Origin of the sequence: Klebsiella sp. JN_Kp127, from assembly GCF_040062505.1 — a bacterium.
GTDB lineage: Bacteria > Pseudomonadota > Gammaproteobacteria > Enterobacterales > Enterobacteriaceae > Klebsiella > Klebsiella quasipneumoniae.
Genome location: NZ_JBEAHS010000040.1, coordinates 17771 through 35049, shown reverse-complemented (window position 1 = coordinate 35049; position 17279 = coordinate 17771). Strand labels below are relative to the sequence as shown.

The window sequence follows — 17279 nt, the reverse complement described above, 5'->3', positions numbered from 1 at the left end:
CCCTTTGTTTTTTATATCGAACGATTCGTTCGCCTTGAAAAACGATCATTATGTGTTCATTATAATGGAAATTCGTTCGATATGGCTAAGTGATATGAAACAAACTCTCTCCAGTCTCAGCGGAGACACGATAAAAGCGATTGCTTTAGTTTGCCTCGCCGTCGGGGTGGTGGGCATGTCCTATGGGTCGCTGGCGGTGGCTTACGGCTTCCCCTTATGGGTGCCGCTCGTGCTTTCGGTGTCCGTGCTGGCGGGCGCCTCTGAATTTATGTTTATCGGCATTGTCGCCAGCGGCGGTAGCCCACTGGCCGCCGCCGCCGCTGGCCTGTTAGTCAACGCGCGTCATATCCCTTTCGGGGTGACCGTGCGCGAACTGGTGGGTCGGCGCGCCTTAAGCTTTATCGGGTGCCACATTATGAACGACGAGAGCGTGGTCTTTGGCTTGTCGCAGCCCACCCCCGTGCAGCGCAAAGCGGCCTACTGGCTGTGCGGCGCCGGCGTGGCGCTGATCTGGCCTTTGGGTACGCTCACCGGCGCGGCCGTCGGCAAACTGCTGCCGGCGCCGGAGACCATCGGGCTTGATGCGGTCTTCCCGGCAATCCTGCTGGCGCTGGTGATCCCGGCCTTTAAAAACCGTACCACGCTGATCCGCGCCGCCAGCGGCGCCGCGCTGGCGCTTGCCGCCGTGCCGTTTGCGCCTACCGGGCTGCCGGTGCTGCTCTCGCTGTTTGGTTTACTGTCGAGGAAAAAATAATGGGCAATATGACGCTGTTTATCGCCGGTATCGCCATCCTGTCGCTGGGAACCTATCTGATGCGTCTTGGCGGCGCGAAGCTTGGTAATCAGCTGGCCTTTTCCGAGCGCTCGCAGGCGCTGCTTTCCGATGCGGCGACGGTGCTGCTTTTTTCCGTCGCCCTGGCCACCACTTTTTATGAAGGCGCGCATTTCGCCGGCATGGCGCGCGTTCTGGGCGTTGTCGTCGCCGTGTTCCTCGCCTGGCGCAAGGTGCCGCTGATCGGCGTAATTATCGCCGCGGCGGTGGTGACGGCGCTGCTGCGGCTGGCGGGTATGCCCTAGGACGGGTATGCGAAATTCGCCAGACCGGTGCGTTGTCCGCTAATTGTGCCTTCAAGCCAGTGAATAACCGGCGTTATCTCCAGCGGGCGCCGCTGGTCTATCGTCAGAAGGGGCCCTAAAGACATGGGCTGCGCACGCCCGGCCAGCTGGGCCAGCTCCGGCAGATACTCTTCGCCGGGGTGACCCGGCGACCGCGTCGCCAGCCGCGAGGCATAGCGCGCGACCGCCAGCTCGGGGGAGATATGGTTCCAGATCTCAATCACCTGCTCCACGCCCGCCTGCTGCAGCAATTTTTGCAAGGTCTCCCGGGGCTGGAAGCCGAACCAGGCGTCGATCAACCAGACCATGCTGGCAGGCGATGCGCCGACAATCGACCAGATCACCTCATACGCCGCACAGCCCAGTTGGCGATTCATTGGCCGGTCGACCGGGGCCAGACGCGCCATAAACGGCTCTTTGATGCCGTCGATCGTCAATACCGGCAGGCTGAAGGTCTCCGCCAGCAAACGGGTGATGGTACTCTTCCCCGAAGCCGGAATGCCGTTGATTAAAATAGCCGTTTTGCAGACTGGGGTCAGATGTCTGTTCATAGTAATGCGACAACCTCCTCCCGGCTGCGGGCCATCCGCAGTTTGGCCATCGTGTCATTGTTATCCAGCAGCGCGACGATGGAGCGGATCCCCTCCTCGATATGCGCATTGCTATCCCGGGCGCCAAACATAATGACAATGTCGGCCTTTTCACTGTCTGCAAAGGGAATCGGCTTTTCCAACAGCACCAGGCTAAAGCAGTTGCGTCTGACGCCGCACTCGGGTCGGGCATGGGGGATAGCAATACCTTCATCGAAAACGTAATAGGCGCCATGGTTCAGGGTATTGTCGATCACCGCCTGGCTATATTCGGTCGAAATAAAGCCTTTTGCCTCCAGCGGGCGGGCAGCCAGCTTTATTACCCGCTGCCAGTCGGACTCCACAACGCCAACCTGAATAGCATCGGCCTCAATAAGCAGTTCTTTTATGGTCATTCTGTATTCCTAAATATTGCGGCGAATAATATTGCGTAAATTATCAATCTGCAGAAACAGCGTATCAATATCCTGCCGGTGAGTGGTGCTTTTGGCATATATGGATAGCGCCCGGTTGTAAGTCAGCATCAATGTTTTTTGCACCTCGCTATTGCCAGGCTGGCGCTGTAGTGCGCCTTCCAGCCTGGCAATCTCCTCCGCCAACTGACGGGACTGTTGATCATAATCCTGCAGCGGGGTTTGCTCTTTTTTCCACAACGTTTTCAATGATTCAAACATAGCAAGTTCCCTCCCTGGCGGAAGACAGGGCAACGAAATAGAGAGTGACGGAGAAAACGTTATTTAAATAACGCCATTTTTTCCATTAAGACATCAGTGACAGCCTGGTTGGCGGGAATTAAGAATTTCCGTACGCTGTCATTCACTTTCCCTTTCTCAAACGTCGTTTTACAGCGGTCAACCCACTGCACGTTCATTTCCGTCCCGACGTTCACTTTATTAATCCCTTCGGTGACGGCCAGCCGCATATCCTCATCGCTGACGCCGGTACCGCCGTGCAGTACCAGCGGCACGCCGGTCGCCGCGCTAATCTGTTTCAGCCGCTGGTGCTGTATCTGCGCTTTACCGGTGTAGAGGCCATGCACAGTGCCCACCGAGACGGCCAGCATATCGACCTGGGTCTCCTCCACAAAGCGTTTCGCGTCTTCGACGGTGGTAAAGCAGATATCTTCCGCCGCCACCGCTTTTCCATCCTCTGACCCGCCGATCGCCCCCAGTTCGCCTTCTACCGTAATATTGCGCGGGCGGGCCATCTCCACCACTATTCGCGTATTACCGATATTTTCCTCAAGGCTTAAATGTGAGCCGTCGTACATCACCGACGAAAAGCCCGCGTTCATTGCCGTCTCGATGGCCTTAATATCTGAGCAGTGGTCAAGATGCAGACAGGTTGGAATATTTTCACTGTCCGCTAATGAACGCACGGCGTCGACCAGCAAACGATAGCCGAGGTACTCCGCGGTCCCGGTTGAAATTTGGATCATTAACGGGCTGTGGCTGTTTTGCGCGGCTTTGAAAAATGCCGGTAGCATCTCAATACAGTGCAAGTTAAACGAGCCAATCGCTTTAAAATTTCTCTCTTGGGCGATTTTTAAAATCTCATTGAAATTATACAGACTCATGAACATTTTCCCCTTTCGGCTTAGCGGATTTCCCGTTGACAAACCATGCCAGTGCGGCGACAAACACAATAAATAAGGCGACAAAGAGCCAGTTATTCTGGAAGGCGTGGCCTAATACCAGACCCGAGCTGATGACGTCAGAGTCGCTGAAGGTGACGCCCGTAAAGCCGTAACTCTCCAGCATGGGCACCAGAATGGCCGGCAGAAACGTGATAAACAGACCGTGAATAACCCCGCCGATCATCGCCCCGCGGCGTCCGCCCAGCGCGTTGCCAAATACCCCTGCCGTGCCGCCGGCGAAAAAGTTGGTTAACAGCCCGGGGAGGATCATCGCCAGACCGAACATAGGGAAGATCAGCATGCCGATAATCGAGCCGGCGGTCGTCGCCAGAAATCCGACAATCACCGCATTCGGCGCATAAGGAAACAGTACCGGGCAATCGAGAGCCGGCTTCGCATCCGGAACAATACGCATCGCGATACCGCGAAAGGCCGGCACCAGCTCATTGAGCAATAAACGCACGCCGCTATAGAGGACAAAAACCCCGGCGACAAACTGAATGGACTGCATAAAGGCATACATCAGGTAGTTAATCCCGCCGGAGAACTGCGCGATGTACTGCGGGCCCGCCGCGATAGCCGGGATGAGATACATCGGCACCATCACCACCGCCATGGCCAGATAGGTATCCTGCAGAAACTTAAAGTTATCAGGCAGCTCGAGATCTTCCGTGGAGCGGGAACCTTTGCCAACGACCTTCGCGACGGCGGCCTGCACCAGATAACCGATGGTACAGAAGTGCCCCAGGGCTACGTCGTCAGACCCGGTTATGCGCCTGACCACCGGCTGCGCCAGGGCCGGCATTAACACCGCCATCACGCCGCCGAAGATGCCCCCGGTTAAAATCAGCGGTACGCCGGTGAGCCCGGATTTATAGCCAATCACAGCGCCGATCGTCGCCATCCACAGCAGCGCCTGACCGGTAAGGAAAATATATTTTAGCGGCGTCAGACGAGCGATAATAATATTGACGGCAAAGATCACCAGCAGCGTCAGCGCCACTTCCGAACCTAATTCCCGATTCGCTAACCCGGCGATGGCGGCCACATCGGTAATGTAGCCCTTCATGCCAAACCCGTGGGTGAAGATATCGTTAAGGAAGGTTAGCGTGGCGACAATGATGTTGATCCCAGCCATCATAATTAAGAAGCCGAGCAGCGTTTTAAACGTCCCTTCCGCGGTTTTGCCCGGGGATTTCTTTTGCAGGATCAGGCCAAGCATGGCAATAAAAGCAATAAGAATAGATGCCTGACCAAGTAAATCCTTAACGATAAACGTAACGAAGCTATTCATAATCAGCCACCTTCAGATGACGTTCTTTTAAGAATGCGACGATTTTGGTTTCAATTTCCTCTTTATCCGTAAGTTTATTGAGCACCACGACGCGTTTAATTTCCTCTTCAGTGGCATCGGCGGTTAAGATGTCGGCAAAGGTTTTTTGCGTCAAAATCATATCCGATTTAAAGGCTCCGGCTTCGGATACGGTGGTGTGTTCAATATGAGCGGGAATTTCCAGCTTTTTTAAAACTGCCTTCGCCGTCATTTCAATGGCAAAGCTTGAACCGAGGCCGCAGCCACATACGCATAAAATTTTCAGCATGGAGGGTCTCCTCAAATAATATTGAGTTGCTTGGCAAGTTTATAATGATGTCCTTCAGTATCGACCAGACGTTTTTTCATACTGACTAAATCAATCGGAATAGGTTTATTACTGGAATTAATTATTATGGCTTTATTTTTCATACCTGACTGAATACAGCGAACCACCTCACTGGCCATAATGGTGCCCTGATAAATCTCTTCACAGGTCGGGTCACCGCTGCGTAAGCCATAGCCGACAATCGTTTTACGGATACGAACGCCAATTTGCGGTTCCAGCTGTTTGATCATGGTATCAATCGCTCCCTGAAAGCCGGGAGAGTACTCTTTGGTGTAGCCTTCTGAGCAGAGGATAACGACGCTGTTCTGGATGCTCAGCTTCCGGGTAATCCGTTCCGCAAGCATGGCCAGCGGCATCTGCGCCTCCGGGATCAGGGCAATATCCGCATTGCATTTAATGGCGGACTGTAACGTTAGTTCTCCACAATAACCTCCTAATATCTCAACCATAAAAACCCGCCCCGGCAGCGCTCTTCCGGTATTTCTTAAACGGGAGACTTCTTTAATAATCTGCTCGCAGGCCGTGGAAAAACCAATCGTATAATCACTGCCATACACATCATTATCGATAGTCATTCCCACGCCAAAGCAATTAATATCAAATTCACTTAGGGTATTGAGAAACTGCAGGCTGCCATCCCCCCCGGCCATAATAAGCACATCAATACGCAACGATTTAAGTTTTTTAGCAATCATTTCATATTCGCTGCGCTGCAGTTTGCGACTGGTGCGTCCGGAGGTAATGATCGGCACAGCGGTAATAGAGAAATCAACCAGATCGCGCCACGCGATATCCTGATGATTTTTCTCCAGCAGACCAGGAATACCGCCATTAAACAGGGTGATCTCGGCATCAGCCTGCCTGGCAATCTGGAATATAAAATTATTCATTCCCGAAACATCCCCGCCGCTAATAACGATGCCAATTTTCATGACGCTTCCTCGATCATTTGCCTGACGACATTTTTCCCTGACTGCAAGACTTCTATTTGCAATGGAGATCACATAATGCGTATTAAATTAGGTCCGTGAATAGTTGACAGGAGTGATATCACACTTATTTTTGTGATAAACATCTCATTAAAAGAGAGTGATCTTCATCGCTTTCTGGTTTTAATATCTTTATATTTCATAGCGTTAAAACATCGAGATATTCAGCATTGAAGATGTTTTATTTGCGGTAATAATGGGGATTTAAGAAAAGAACGGAAACGTGAGTACTGCCACATTTTTTTCGCGGCGGTGGGAAATAGTGGCTGTTTTTTGCCAAAGCGGAAACAAAAAAAGCGCCCTGAGGCGCTCTTTCGACAGTAGCGTTACGCTTATTTGTTCAGTTCCGCAGTCATATGCACGCGGTTGCCGGTAAACGCTTCGGTAATTTTGTAAGACGAAGCGCCTGCTGCCTGGGCCTGTGCGGCGATTTTCGCTTCCGCGCCGTCCATCGTTGTCGCGGTAGCGGTGACGGTTTCAGCAGCGAAGGAAGCAAAAGAGGCGGCCATAGCGATTACTGCGACAAAAGTTTTGATGCTTTTCATGAGATAAACCCTTTCATTTAGTTGTTTAGATAAGGCGTTGTGCCTTGATGTGTTAAATAGTAGCCCGCACATCGCTAAACAAAAAGCGGAAGGATTTGCTGTCATTGTTCAAATTTACTGATCAACTTTTAACCCGCATTCAAACGCTGCGGGTGGGTGTAGATCGTCGCCCTGCCCGGCTTGCAAAAGCCCACCAGCGTCAGGTTGCAGCGCTCGGCGACTTCCACCGCTAAGGTGGTAGCTGCTGATACCGCGAACAGGATCTCGACGCCGCACATCGCGGCTTTCTGCACCATTTCATAGCTGGCGCGGCTGGATACCAGCGCGGCGCCAGGCAGCCAGCCCTCGCCGATTTCCGCCCGCCGGCCGAGCAGTTTATCCAGCGCCACATGCCGGCCGACGTCTTCAAAACCGCCCGCCAGTTCGCCCGTCGACCGGACCCAGGCGGCCGCGTGGGTGCAGCCGGTGAGTCGGCCGATCGGTTGAAAGTCGTTAAGATGCGCCAGAGCCTGGTCGAGGTTGGCGAGATCGAACGTCTGGGTGAACGGCAGCGGCTGGACCGGCTTACCAATATCATTGAGCTGCTCGACGCCGCATACCCCGCAGCCGGTGCGCCCGGCCAGCGCGCGTCGCCGGGCTTTGAGCCCCATAAAACGCCGGCTGGAGAGTTCAATCTGCACTTCAAGGCCGTTGCACATCGACACCACGTCCATGCCGAAAATCTCCCGCCGATGCTCAATAATCCCTTCGGATAAGGAGAAGCCGACGGCGAATTGCTCGAGGTCTTTCGGCGTGGCCATCATCACTACGTGGGAGATACCGTTGTAGACCAGCGCGACGGGGACCTCTTCCGCTAACTCATCTGGCTGAGGGTGTTGCAGATCCTCGCGCTTCCAGAGGGAGACCTGGCGATATCCTGTGATGTTCGTCACATTTTCGATTTGTTCGAGAGGCTTCTTGTTCACTTTGCTTTAACCGTATTGGAACAGGCATACACACAATGTGGTATTCTGTTTTTATCCCTTCAGGAATGAGGGAAATATGCCCTAATTCTGAACCTTTGCGGCCTTCACCGCAAAGCAAATAACTACATGTGACAATGTCGAAACAAGGAGCGAACCATGCAGGTCAGCAGAAGGCAGTTCTTTAAGATCTGCGCTGGCGGTATGGCGGGAACCACGGCAGCAGCGCTGGGCTTTGCCCCGGCAACTGCGCTCGCGGAGACACGGCAGTACAAATTGCTGCGCACACGCGAAACCCGTAACACCTGCACATACTGTTCTGTCGGCTGTGGGCTGTTGATGTATAGCCTCGGCGACGGCGCAAAAAACGCCAAAGCATCCATTTTCCATATCGAAGGCGATCCGGATCATCCGGTTAACCGTGGTGCGCTCTGCCCGAAAGGGGCCGGTCTGGTGGACTTTATCCATTCTGAAAGCCGCCTGAAATTCCCGGAATATCGCGCGCCAGGCTCCGATAAATGGCAGCAAATCAGCTGGGACGAAGCCTTCGATCGCATCGCGAAGCTGATGAAAGAGGACCGCGACGCCAACTTTATCGCGCAAAACGACGCCGGCACCACCGTCAACCGCTGGTTGACCACCGGGATGCTGTGCGCCTCCGCTTCCAGTAACGAAACCGGCTATTTAACGCAAAAATTCACCCGCGCCCTCGGGATGCTGGCGGTGGATAACCAGGCGCGTGTCTGACACGGACCAACGGTAGCAAGTCTTGCTCCAACATTTGGTCGCGGTGCGATGACCAACCACTGGGTGGATATTAAGAACGCCAACCTGGTCGTGGTGATGGGCGGTAACGCCGCTGAAGCGCATCCGGTGGGATTCCGCTGGGCGATGGAAGCCAAAATCCATAACGGTGCCAAACTCATCGTTATCGATCCGCGCTTCACGCGTACAGCGTCAGTGGCTGATTTCTATACCCCGATTCGTTCCGGTACCGACATTACCTTCCTGTCGGGCGTGATCCTGTACCTGCTGAATAACGAAAAATTCAACCGCGAATACACCGAAGCCTACACCAACGCCAGCCTGATCGTGCGTGAGGACTACAGCTTCGACGACGGGCTGTTCAGCGGCTATAACGCAGAAAAACGCCAGTACGACAAAACCAGCTGGAACTATGAGCTGGATGAAAACGGCTTCGCTAAACGCGATACCACGCTGCAACATCCGCGCTGCGTCTGGAACCTGCTGAAGCAGCACGTTTCCCGTTATACCCCGGATGTGGTCGAAAACATCTGCGGTACGCCGAAGGCCGACTTCCTCAAAGTCTGTGAATACATTGCCGAAACCAGCGCGCCGGATAAAACCGCGTCGTTCCTGTACGCTCTCGGCTGGACCCAGCACTCCATCGGCGCGCAGAACATCCGCACCATGGCGATGATCCAGCTGCTGCTCGGCAACATGGGGATGGCAGGCGGCGGCGTCAACGCCCTGCGCGGCCACTCCAATATCCAGGGTCTGACCGACCTCGGCCTGCTCTCTACCAGCCTGCCGGGCTACATGTCGCTGCCTAACGAAAAACAGGCCGACCTGCAGACCTACCTGACGGCTAACACGCCGAAGCCGCTGCTGAAAGACCAGGTCAACTACTGGGGCAACTATCCGAAGTTCTTCGTCTCCATGATGAAAGCCTTCTTCGGCGATAAAGCGACAGCAGAAAACAGCTGGGGCTTTGACTGGCTGCCGAAGTGGGATAAGAGCTACGACGTTCTGCAGTACTTCGAGATGATGAATCAGGGCAAAGTGAATGGCTATATTTGCCAGGGCTTTAACCCGGTCGCCTCGTTCCCGAACAAAAACAAGGTCGTCGCTTCCCTGTCGAAGCTGAAGTTCCTCGTGACCATCGACCCGCTCAATACCGAAACGTCCACCTTCTGGCAAAACCACGGTGAGTCGAACGATGTTGACCCGTCGAAAATCCAGACCGAAGTGTTCCGTCTGCCGTCCACCTGCTTCGCCGAAGAGAACGGGTCTATCGTCAACTCCGGCCGCTGGCTGCAGTGGCACTGGAAAGGTGCGGACGCCCCGGGGATCGCTGTCACCGATGGCGAAATCCTCGCCGGTATCTTCACTCGCCTGCGTAAGATGTATGCCGAAGAGGGTGGCCCGGCGCCAGAGCCAGTGCTCAACATGACGTGGAATTACTCCACACCGCATGAGCCGGCGTCGGAAGAAGTGGCGATGGAAAGCAACGGTAAAGCGCTGGCGGATATTACCGACCCGGCGACCGGCGCGGTGATCGTCAAGAAAGGGCAGCAGCTGAGCTCCTTCGCACAGCTACGCGACGACGGCACGACCTCCAGCGGCTGCTGGATCTTCGCCGGAAGCTGGACGCCGGAAGGCAACCAGATGGCGCGCCGCGATAACGCCGATCCGTCCGGTCTGGGCAATACGCTGGGCTGGGCCTGGGCATGGCCGCTCAACCGCCGCATCCTGTATAACCGCGCCTCCGCGGACCCACAGGGTAAACCGTGGGATCCTAAACGTCAGTTGCTGAAGTGGGACGGCGCGAAATGGGGCGGCGTGGATATTCCGGACTACAGCGCCGCCGCGCCTGGCAGCGACGTCGGTCCGTTTATCATGCAGCCGGAAGGGATGGGCCGTCTGTTCGCTATCGATAAGATGGCGGAAGGACCGTTCCCGGAACACTACGAGCCGTTTGAAACGCCGCTCGGGACTAACCCGCTGCACCCGAACGTGGTCTCTAACCCGGCCGCTCGCGTCTTCAAAGGCGATCTCGAGCAGATGGGCAAAGCGGAGAAATTCCCGTACGTCGGCACCACTTACCGCCTGACCGAACACTTCCACTACTGGACCAAGCACGCGCTGCTTAACGCCATCGCGCAGCCGGAGCAGTTTGTGGAGATCGGTGAAAAACTGGCGAATAAGCTTGGCATCAGCCATGGCGATACCGTCAAGGTCTCCTCCAACCGCGGCTACATCAAGGCCAAGGCGGTGGTGACCAAACGTATTCGCACGCTGAAAGTGGACGGTAAGGATATCGATACCATCGGCATTCCTATTCACTGGGGCTATGAGGGCGTGGCGAAAAAAGGCTTTATTGCCAATACCCTGACGCCGTTCGTCGGTGATGCGAACACGCAGACGCCGGAGTTCAAAGCTTTCCTCGTGAACGTGGAAAAGGTGTAACGGAGACGACTTATGGCTTATCAATCGCAAGATATTATTCGTCGTTCCGCGACTAACGGTTTCACCCCCGCGCCTCAGGCGCGGGACCACCAGCAGGAGGTGGCGAAGCTTATCGACGTCACCACCTGTATCGGCTGTAAAGCCTGCCAGGTGGCCTGTTCCGAGTGGAACGACATCCGGGATGAAGTCGGTCACAACGTCGGGGTGTATGACAACCCGGCGGACCTGACCGCCAAGTCATGGACGGTAATGCGCTTCTCGGAAGTGGAGCAAAACGACAAGCTGGAATGGCTCATCCGCAAAGATGGCTGCATGCACTGCGCCGATCCGGGCTGCCTGAAGGCCTGCCCGTCAGAAGGCGCGATCATTCAGTACGCCAACGGCATCGTCGATTTCCAGTCCGAGCAGTGCATCGGCTGCGGTTACTGTATCGCCGGCTGTCCTTTCGATGTGCCGCGTCTGAACCCGGAAGACAACCGCGTCTACAAATGTACCCTGTGCGTAGACCGCGTTACCGTCGGCCAGGAACCGGCCTGCGTGAAAACCTGCCCAACCGGCGCCATCCACTTTGGCTCCAAAGAGGATATGAAAACGCTGGCCGGCGAGCGCGTGGCTGAGCTGAAAACCCGCGGTTACGACAATGCGGGCCTGTACGATCCGGCCGGCGTCGGCGGCACCCACGTCATGTACGTGCTGCACCATGCCGACAAGCCGAATCTGTACCACGGCCTGCCGGAAAACCCGGAGATCAGCCAGACCGTCAAGTTCTGGAAAGGCATCTGGAAACCGCTGGCGGCCGTCGGCTTCGCCGCGACCTTCGCAGCCAGTATCTTCCACTACGTCGGCGTCGGTCCGAACCGCGCGGAAGAGGAAGAGGACAACCTGCATGAAGAGAAAGACGAGGTGCGCAAATGAAACGACGTGACACCATCGTGCGCTACACGGCGCCGGAACGCATCAACCACTGGGTCACCGCCTTCTGCTTCATCCTGGCGGCGGTAAGCGGGTTAGGCTTTTTCTTCCCGTCCTTTAACTGGCTGATGCATATCCTCGGCACGCCGCAGCTGGCGCGAATTCTCCACCCATTCGTCGGGGTGGTGATGTTCGCGTCGTTCATCATCATGTTTTTCCGTTACTGGCACCACAACCTAATCAATCGGGATGATATCTTTTGGGCGAAGAATATTCGTAAGATCGTCGTCAACGAGGAGGTGGGCGATACCGGGCGCTATAACTTCGGCCAGAAATGCGTATTCTGGGCGGCGATTATCTTCCTGGTACTGCTGCTGGTGAGCGGTGTGATCATCTGGCGTCCGTATTTTGCGCCGGCTTTCTCAATCCCGGTGATCCGATTTGCGCTGATGCTGCATTCATTTGCCGCAGTGGCGTTAATTGTGGTTATCATGGTGCATATCTACGCCGCCCTCTGGGTGAAAGGCACCATTACCGCGATGGTGGAAGGCTGGGTCACCAGTACGTGGGCGAAGAAACATCACCCGCGCTGGTACCGAGAGGTCCGCCAGAAACAGGAAAAGTCATCTGAATGAGTATTCGCATAATCCCGCAAGACGAGCTGGGTTCGAGCGAGAAACGCACGGCGGAAGCCATTCCGCCGCTACTGTTCCCCAGACTGAAAAATTTGTATAACCGCCGCGCTGAACGCCTGCGCGAGCTGGCCGCCAACAACCCGCTGGGCGATTATCTGCGCTTTGCCGCGCTGATCGCCCATGCCCAGGAAGTGGTGCTGTACGACCATCCGCTGCAGATGGATCTCACCGCCCGCATTAAAGCGGCCAGCGAACAGGGCAAGCCGCCGCTGGATATCCACGTCCTGCCGCGCGACAAACACTGGCACAAGCTGCTGCACTCGCTGATTGCCGAGCTGAAGCCGGAGATGAGCGGCCCGGCGCTGGCGGTGATTGAGAATCTGGAAAAAGCCTCTGAGCAGGAGCTGGAGCAGATGGCCAGCGCGCTGTTTGCTTCCGACTTCGCCTCGGTCAGCAGCGATAAAGCGCCGTTCATCTGGGCCGCGCTGTCGCTCTACTGGGCGCAGATGGCCAGCCTGATCCCCGGAAAAGCGCGCGCCGAATACGGCGAACAGCGCCAGTTCTGCCCGGTGTGCGGCTCGATGCCGGTCTCCAGCATCGTGCAGATCGGTACCACCCAGGGGCTGCGCTATCTGCACTGCAATCTGTGCGAAACCGAGTGGCACGTGGTACGCGTCAAATGTAGCAATTGCGAACAGAGCCGCGATCTGCACTACTGGTCACTGGACAACGAGCAGGCTGCGGTGAAAGCTGAAAGCTGTGGCGACTGCGGAACCTACCTGAAGATTATGTATCAGGAGAAGGATCCAAAAGTCGAAGCCGTCGCCGACGATTTGGCATCCCTGGTACTCGACGCCCGCATGGAGCAGGAAGGCTTCGCCAGAAGCTCAATAAACCCGTTCATGTTCCCTGGCGAAGGGGAGTAAGTTCTCATCAAACCGGGAAGCACTTGCGACCCGGTCTTTCAATGCGTTTCTATAAAGATCATCTTGCTACGCCATTGGCTTACAGTAATCGAATCAGGCTCGTACAGCTACCAGTCACACATTACAAGTGCCAAACCGCAGTATCCAGCACCTCGGCCGGCGTACACGCATTTTTGCGAGCCGCTTTCCAGAACGTAAAGGCGATCTCATCAAGTCTGTCTTTTCGCCATAATCCAGGCTATAACACTGGATATTAAAACAGTATAAGGAACTTCACATGGCGCTGGAAAAAGGGATTGCTTCGCTGGTTGAGGCGTTTATTGCGGCAGAGCGTCCGTCATCACGCGATCAACATATTGATGATCGGAGAGCCGGCTATATCGCCAGCGCGGTGCTCGCCGGGGAGATGGAAACGAGAGTGCGGGTGGAGGATATCACGCTGGAGGGGATGAACTTCCGCATCGTTTCACCACCCACCGCCAGCGGCTTGTTGCCGACACTTATCTACTACCACGGCGGCTGTTTTGTCAGCGGCGGCTTTGCCACCCACGACAATCAGCTCCGTCAGCTAGCCTGGTTCAGCGGCTGCCGGGTGATCGCCGTGCAGTACCGCCTGGCGCCGGAGCATACCTTTCCGGCAGCGCACGATGACGCAGAACAAGGTGTCATGATTATCCACCGACACGCGGAGCAGCTTGGCGTTGACGCATCACGCATCACCCTGGCTGGCGACAGCGCCGGCGGGCACCTCGCTCTGGTAACGGCCCTGCGCCTGAAAGCGAATACGGCGTGGCAACCCGCGCAACTGATTCTGATTTATCCCATGCTTGACCCCACCGCCAGCATGGCGAGCTACGTCAGCAACGGCGCTGACTATGTGATTACCCGGGACACGCTGCTGAGCGGCTATGAAATGTACCTCGCCTCGACGCAGGCGAACCATCCGGATGCCAGTCCGCTCTGGCGCGACGATTTTCACGGTCTGCCGCCGGTGCATATTCTGACGGCGGAGTTCGATCCTTTACGCGACGAGGGCGAAGCGCTGCATCGAAGGCTGATGGCGCAAGGGGTGGAGAGTTCCTGTCAGCGCTATCTGGGGGTGATCCACGGCTTCTTTCAGCTGGGGGGGATCAGCCGCGCCGCGCGAGAGGCCATGCGGGATATCGCCTGGCGCGTAGCATCGCCAGGACGATAACCGCCCGGGGCTACTCTTCCTCGTTGCCGCCCTCTTCGTAAGAGCCAAAGGGCTTCGCCGGCAGCACGATGTAGATCCCCTCGAATACGGCGCCCTGTTTATCGTCGCCAAAAAGCTCCACCTGCATTTGCACGCGGGCTTTACGCCCACGCGCCAGACGGTCAAGATCGCCGCTCAGAGAACCGAGGTCGGCAATGGCGCTGGGGCGGCCGCTAATGGGCTGACTGTAGCGGATGTGCGCATCCGCCAGAATGATGGTGCCCCCCAGGTGCCGCTCGCGCAGCATCAGCCAGATAAGCCCCCATCCGGTTAAGGTGGCGAGCGAGAACAAGCTGCCGGCAAACAGCGTGTGGTGCGGATTCTGATTCCCCGCTTCCGGCATGGTAGTAATAAATTTCTGCCCGGTGTACTGCTGAATGCGCACGCCCATCTTTTCACTCAGCGGGATATGCTGATACCACGCATGCTGTAGCTGCGCGCACCAGTCGCCGCGGTGGAGAATATCGTCCAGCGACGCGACCGGTTTAATCATCAGGAAATGACGGATCGGCGTGGTGGTCGGGGTAGTAATCTCCCCCTGATTGACAAAGCCGAGCTTGGCGAAAAACTCCACCGCATCTTCGCGAGCGCTACAGGTGACCCGCTTAACCCCTTCCTGACGCGCGACGGACTCGAGGGTCATCGCCATCAGCGTACCCAGCCCTTTATCCTGCACCGAGGGATGAACGGCCATAAAGCGAATGGAAGCTTCATTCTCCGCATTGATATATAGCCGGCCGACGGCCACCAGGTTGCCCTCTTCATCCACCACCATCTGATGATGCGCCATCGCATCCCAGGCGTCACGTTCCGAACCCTTAGGCTGATGCAGCGGCTTACGCAGCATTTCCCAACGGAACTGATAGTAGCTCTCTAACTCTTCTGCTGTTTGCGGTACACGAAGGTGATACATAGTCGTACTCTCTTTTGTTACCCGCAGCCTGCCCGGAAGCTGGGTCATACCTGCAACCAAAAGGTCACGGGACCATCATTGACCAAAGAAACCTGCATATCCGCAGCGAATCTTCCGGTCTGGGTGTTCATTTCCTGCTGGCGACAGCGGGCGACAAAATACTCATACAGCGCCTCAGCGCGGTCCGGAGCAGCACCTTTCGAGAAGCTCGGCCGCATCCCCCGCTCGGTATCGGCCGCCAGCGTAAATTGCGAAACCACCAGCACGCTGCCGCCCGCCTGCTGAACATTCAGGTTCATTTTCCCCTCCGCATCGCTGAAGATGCGGTAGCCCAGCACGCGCTCGCAGAGGCGATTCGCTTTTTGTTCATCATCGTCTTTTTCGACCCCCAGCAGCACCAGAAGCCCCGGGCCAATTTCGCCCGTCACTTCGTCCGCCACGGTAACGCTTGCACGGGATACGCGTTGAATTAATGCAATCATGGTTGTTCTGTTTCTTCTGTTTTAAGTTTGCGGTATTCACCGAGAGTGACAGTAATTTCAGCGCCAAGCAAGACGATACACCAGGTCCAGTACACCCAGACGAACAAAATCGGCACCACCGAAATCACGCCATAAATGAGCTGATAGGACGGAAAGGTGGTGATATAGAGGGCAAACGCTTTTTTACCTGCCTCGAACAGCAGCGCCGCCACCAGCGCCCCGATCACCGCGTCGCGGTTACGCACCTGGGTGGTGGGTACAATACTGTAGAGCAGCCAGAATGCTGCCCAGGAGAGGATCAGCGGGAAAAGGCGGAGCAGATTATCAATTACGCCGTCCAGGTCGCTTGCCCAGCGCAGCGACAGCAGATAGGAACTGATCGCCAGGCTGGCGCCCGCCAGCAGCGGACCAAGGGTCAGGATCATCCAGTAGACGGCAAAGGAGTAAACTTTGGGCCGGCTGCGCGTGCTGCGCCAGATGGTGTTTAGCGCGCTGTCGATCGAGTACATCAGCAGCAGCGAGGTCACGATCAGGCCAAAGGCGCCTACGGCGGTCATGCGGCTGGAATTGGCGACGAACTGCTCGATATATCCCTGGATCACATCCCCGGTCGCCGGAATAAAATTGGCGAAGATAAAATGGCGGATCTGCACGCTGACTTCGGAGAACATGGGGAAGGCCGCAAACAGCGCGAACACGACGGCAATCAGCGGCACCAGGGACAGTAATGACACATAGGCGAGGTTCCCCGCCAGGGTGGTCATATGGTCTTCATCAATACGCCGCCACAGCAGCTTAAGCCACGCCAGCAGCGGCCGGGTATGGTGGAGTAATTTTTGATGAACGGTTCTTAGCATAGCTGTTTCGCGAAATAGTCAGGGATGGTCTTCTTCCCGGTCACCAGAATACTGGTGATCCCCAACCGGTTAGCCCCTGCTATATTATCGACGTTATCATCAAAAAAGACCGTATCTGCGGCGGAAAAACCCTCTTCTTCCAGTACTCGCTGATAAATTTGCGCTTCAGGCTTACGCATTCCCATCTCCTGAGACAGATAGATGCGATCGGCGGCAGCGCGCACTTCCGGGTATTCATCCGGCCAGAACGTGGTGTGAAGACGATTGGTATTGGAGAGCACCACCACGCGATGGCCCTGGGCACGCAGTTTTTGCATGATCGCAATCACTTCCGGACGCAGCGCGACAAACACCGCCTGCCAGCCGTGAGCAAACTGCTCATAGCTGAGGGACATATTCATTTCATGGCACATGGCGGCGGCAAAATCTTCATCGCTGAGCTCGCCGCGCTCATGCTGATGGAATGCCTCTCCCATGGTGAAATGCTGCTTCAGCGTCGCCAGCGGGATGCGGGTTAAATCGCTCCAGGCCCCCAATACCCGGTTGAAGTCAATGTCGACAATCACATTACCTAAATCAAAGATATAGAGCATTTTCGTCTCCTTCCGCGC

General features: G+C 55.9%; 20 protein-coding genes. 7 read left to right on the top strand and 13 right to left on the bottom strand.

Annotated features, from left to right (window positions below; genetic code table 11):
- The first annotated feature begins 94 nt into the window (after positions 1-94).
- Positions 95-754: an AzlC family ABC transporter permease gene (locus ABLV04_RS15210; RefSeq protein ID WP_050534185.1), complete on the top strand. Its 660-nt coding sequence runs from the start codon at positions 95-97 to the stop codon at positions 752-754.
- Positions 754-1077: an AzlD domain-containing protein gene (locus tag ABLV04_RS15205; protein ID WP_180266326.1), complete on the top strand. Its 324-nt coding sequence runs from the start codon at positions 754-756 to the stop codon at positions 1075-1077. The genes ABLV04_RS15210 and ABLV04_RS15205 overlap by 1 nt, the downstream gene beginning before the upstream one ends.
- Here the strand turns inward: ABLV04_RS15205 and ABLV04_RS15200 are convergent.
- The 9 genes from ABLV04_RS15200 to fdhD all read right to left on the bottom strand — a co-directional run bounded on the left by ABLV04_RS15200 (position 1074) and on the right by fdhD (position 7502).
- Positions 1074-1667, bottom strand: coding sequence for an ATPase AAA (locus ABLV04_RS15200; RefSeq protein WP_044520894.1), 594 nt, complete (start codon positions 1665-1667; stop codon positions 1074-1076). The two genes, ABLV04_RS15205 and ABLV04_RS15200, sit on opposite strands and share 4 nt — an antisense overlap.
- Complete coding sequence (locus ABLV04_RS15195; protein WP_004203645.1) at positions 1664-2101, bottom strand: PTS sugar transporter subunit IIA; 438 nt, start codon at positions 2099-2101, stop codon at positions 1664-1666. The genes ABLV04_RS15200 and ABLV04_RS15195 overlap by 4 nt, the downstream gene beginning before the upstream one ends.
- A 9-nt stretch (positions 2102-2110) precedes the next feature.
- Complete coding sequence (locus ABLV04_RS15190) at positions 2111-2380, bottom strand: hypothetical protein (protein ID WP_050534187.1); 270 nt, start codon at positions 2378-2380, stop codon at positions 2111-2113.
- A 59-nt stretch (positions 2381-2439) separates the two neighbouring features.
- Positions 2440-3282 (bottom strand): class II fructose-bisphosphate aldolase, encoded by an 843-nt coding sequence (locus tag ABLV04_RS15185; protein WP_032429032.1) that lies wholly within the window; start codon positions 3280-3282, stop codon positions 2440-2442.
- The gene (locus ABLV04_RS15180) at positions 3269-4636 is read right to left on the bottom strand and encodes a PTS sugar transporter subunit IIC (protein ID WP_348815855.1); all 1368 of its coding nucleotides are present in this window, start codon (positions 4634-4636) and stop codon (positions 3269-3271) included. Before ABLV04_RS15180 ends, ABLV04_RS15185 begins: the two co-directional genes overlap by 14 nt.
- The gene (locus tag ABLV04_RS15175; RefSeq protein ID WP_004203640.1) at positions 4629-4943 is read right to left on the bottom strand and encodes a PTS sugar transporter subunit IIB; all 315 of its coding nucleotides are present in this window, start codon (positions 4941-4943) and stop codon (positions 4629-4631) included. Before ABLV04_RS15175 ends, ABLV04_RS15180 begins: the two co-directional genes overlap by 8 nt.
- A gap of 11 nt (positions 4944-4954) precedes the next feature.
- Entirely contained in the window at positions 4955-5935 is a 981-nt protein-coding gene (locus ABLV04_RS15170) for a 6-phosphofructokinase (RefSeq protein WP_049013713.1), read from the bottom strand.
- 389 nt (positions 5936-6324) lie between these two features.
- Positions 6325-6537: a YdgH/BhsA/McbA-like domain containing protein gene (locus tag ABLV04_RS15165; protein ID WP_023291501.1), complete on the bottom strand. Its 213-nt coding sequence runs from the start codon at positions 6535-6537 to the stop codon at positions 6325-6327.
- Positions 6538-6665: 128 nt separating this feature from the next.
- Positions 6666-7502 carry a formate dehydrogenase accessory sulfurtransferase FdhD gene (gene fdhD / locus ABLV04_RS15160; protein ID WP_023291500.1) on the bottom strand — a complete coding sequence of 279 codons (837 nt, stop codon included), beginning with the start codon at positions 7500-7502 and terminating at the stop codon, positions 6666-6668.
- Positions 7503-7658: 156 nt separating this feature from the next.
- On the opposite strand from fdhD, the gene fdnG reads away from it, so the two are divergent.
- From fdnG to ABLV04_RS15135, 5 genes are all read left to right on the top strand, one after another.
- Positions 7659-10709, top strand: a complete 3051-nt coding sequence (fdnG, locus tag ABLV04_RS15155; protein WP_089849836.1) for a formate dehydrogenase-N subunit alpha — start codon at positions 7659-7661, stop codon at positions 10707-10709.
- Between the two features lie 12 nt (positions 10710-10721).
- The gene (fdxH, locus tag ABLV04_RS15150; protein WP_002882822.1) at positions 10722-11624 is read left to right on the top strand and encodes a formate dehydrogenase subunit beta; all 903 of its coding nucleotides are present in this window, start codon (positions 10722-10724) and stop codon (positions 11622-11624) included.
- On the top strand, positions 11621-12256 hold the full coding sequence (gene fdoI / locus ABLV04_RS15145) for a formate dehydrogenase cytochrome b556 subunit (RefSeq protein WP_004203632.1): 636 nt from the start codon (positions 11621-11623) through the stop codon (positions 12254-12256). Before fdxH ends, fdoI begins: the two co-directional genes overlap by 4 nt.
- Positions 12253-13182 carry a formate dehydrogenase accessory protein FdhE gene (fdhE, locus tag ABLV04_RS15140; protein WP_004203631.1) on the top strand — a complete coding sequence of 310 codons (930 nt, stop codon included), beginning with the start codon at positions 12253-12255 and terminating at the stop codon, positions 13180-13182. The genes fdoI and fdhE overlap by 4 nt, the downstream gene beginning before the upstream one ends.
- 277 nt (positions 13183-13459) lie before the next feature.
- On the top strand, positions 13460-14377 hold the full coding sequence (locus ABLV04_RS15135) for an alpha/beta hydrolase (protein ID WP_180266324.1): 918 nt from the start codon (positions 13460-13462) through the stop codon (positions 14375-14377).
- Positions 14378-14387: 10 nt separating this feature from the next.
- Here ABLV04_RS15135 and fabY read toward each other — a convergent pair whose 3' ends face one another.
- Genes fabY through yihX form a run of 4 tightly spaced genes read right to left on the bottom strand, consistent with a single transcriptional unit; the run spans position 14388 to position 17261 of the window.
- On the bottom strand, positions 14388-15329 hold the full coding sequence (gene fabY / locus ABLV04_RS15130) for a fatty acid biosynthesis protein FabY (protein ID WP_180266323.1): 942 nt from the start codon (positions 15327-15329) through the stop codon (positions 14388-14390).
- 44 nt (positions 15330-15373) lie between these two features.
- Complete coding sequence (gene dtd, locus ABLV04_RS15125; protein ID WP_004203627.1) at positions 15374-15811, bottom strand: D-aminoacyl-tRNA deacylase; 438 nt, start codon at positions 15809-15811, stop codon at positions 15374-15376.
- On the bottom strand, positions 15808-16668 hold the full coding sequence (locus ABLV04_RS15120) for a virulence factor BrkB family protein (RefSeq protein ID WP_004203625.1): 861 nt from the start codon (positions 16666-16668) through the stop codon (positions 15808-15810). The genes dtd and ABLV04_RS15120 overlap by 4 nt, the downstream gene beginning before the upstream one ends.
- A complete protein-coding gene (gene yihX, locus ABLV04_RS15115; RefSeq protein ID WP_017899838.1) occupies positions 16662-17261 on the bottom strand; it encodes a glucose-1-phosphatase in 600 nt (199 codons plus the stop codon). The genes ABLV04_RS15120 and yihX overlap by 7 nt, the downstream gene beginning before the upstream one ends.
- Positions 17262-17279 lie beyond the last annotated feature (18 nt).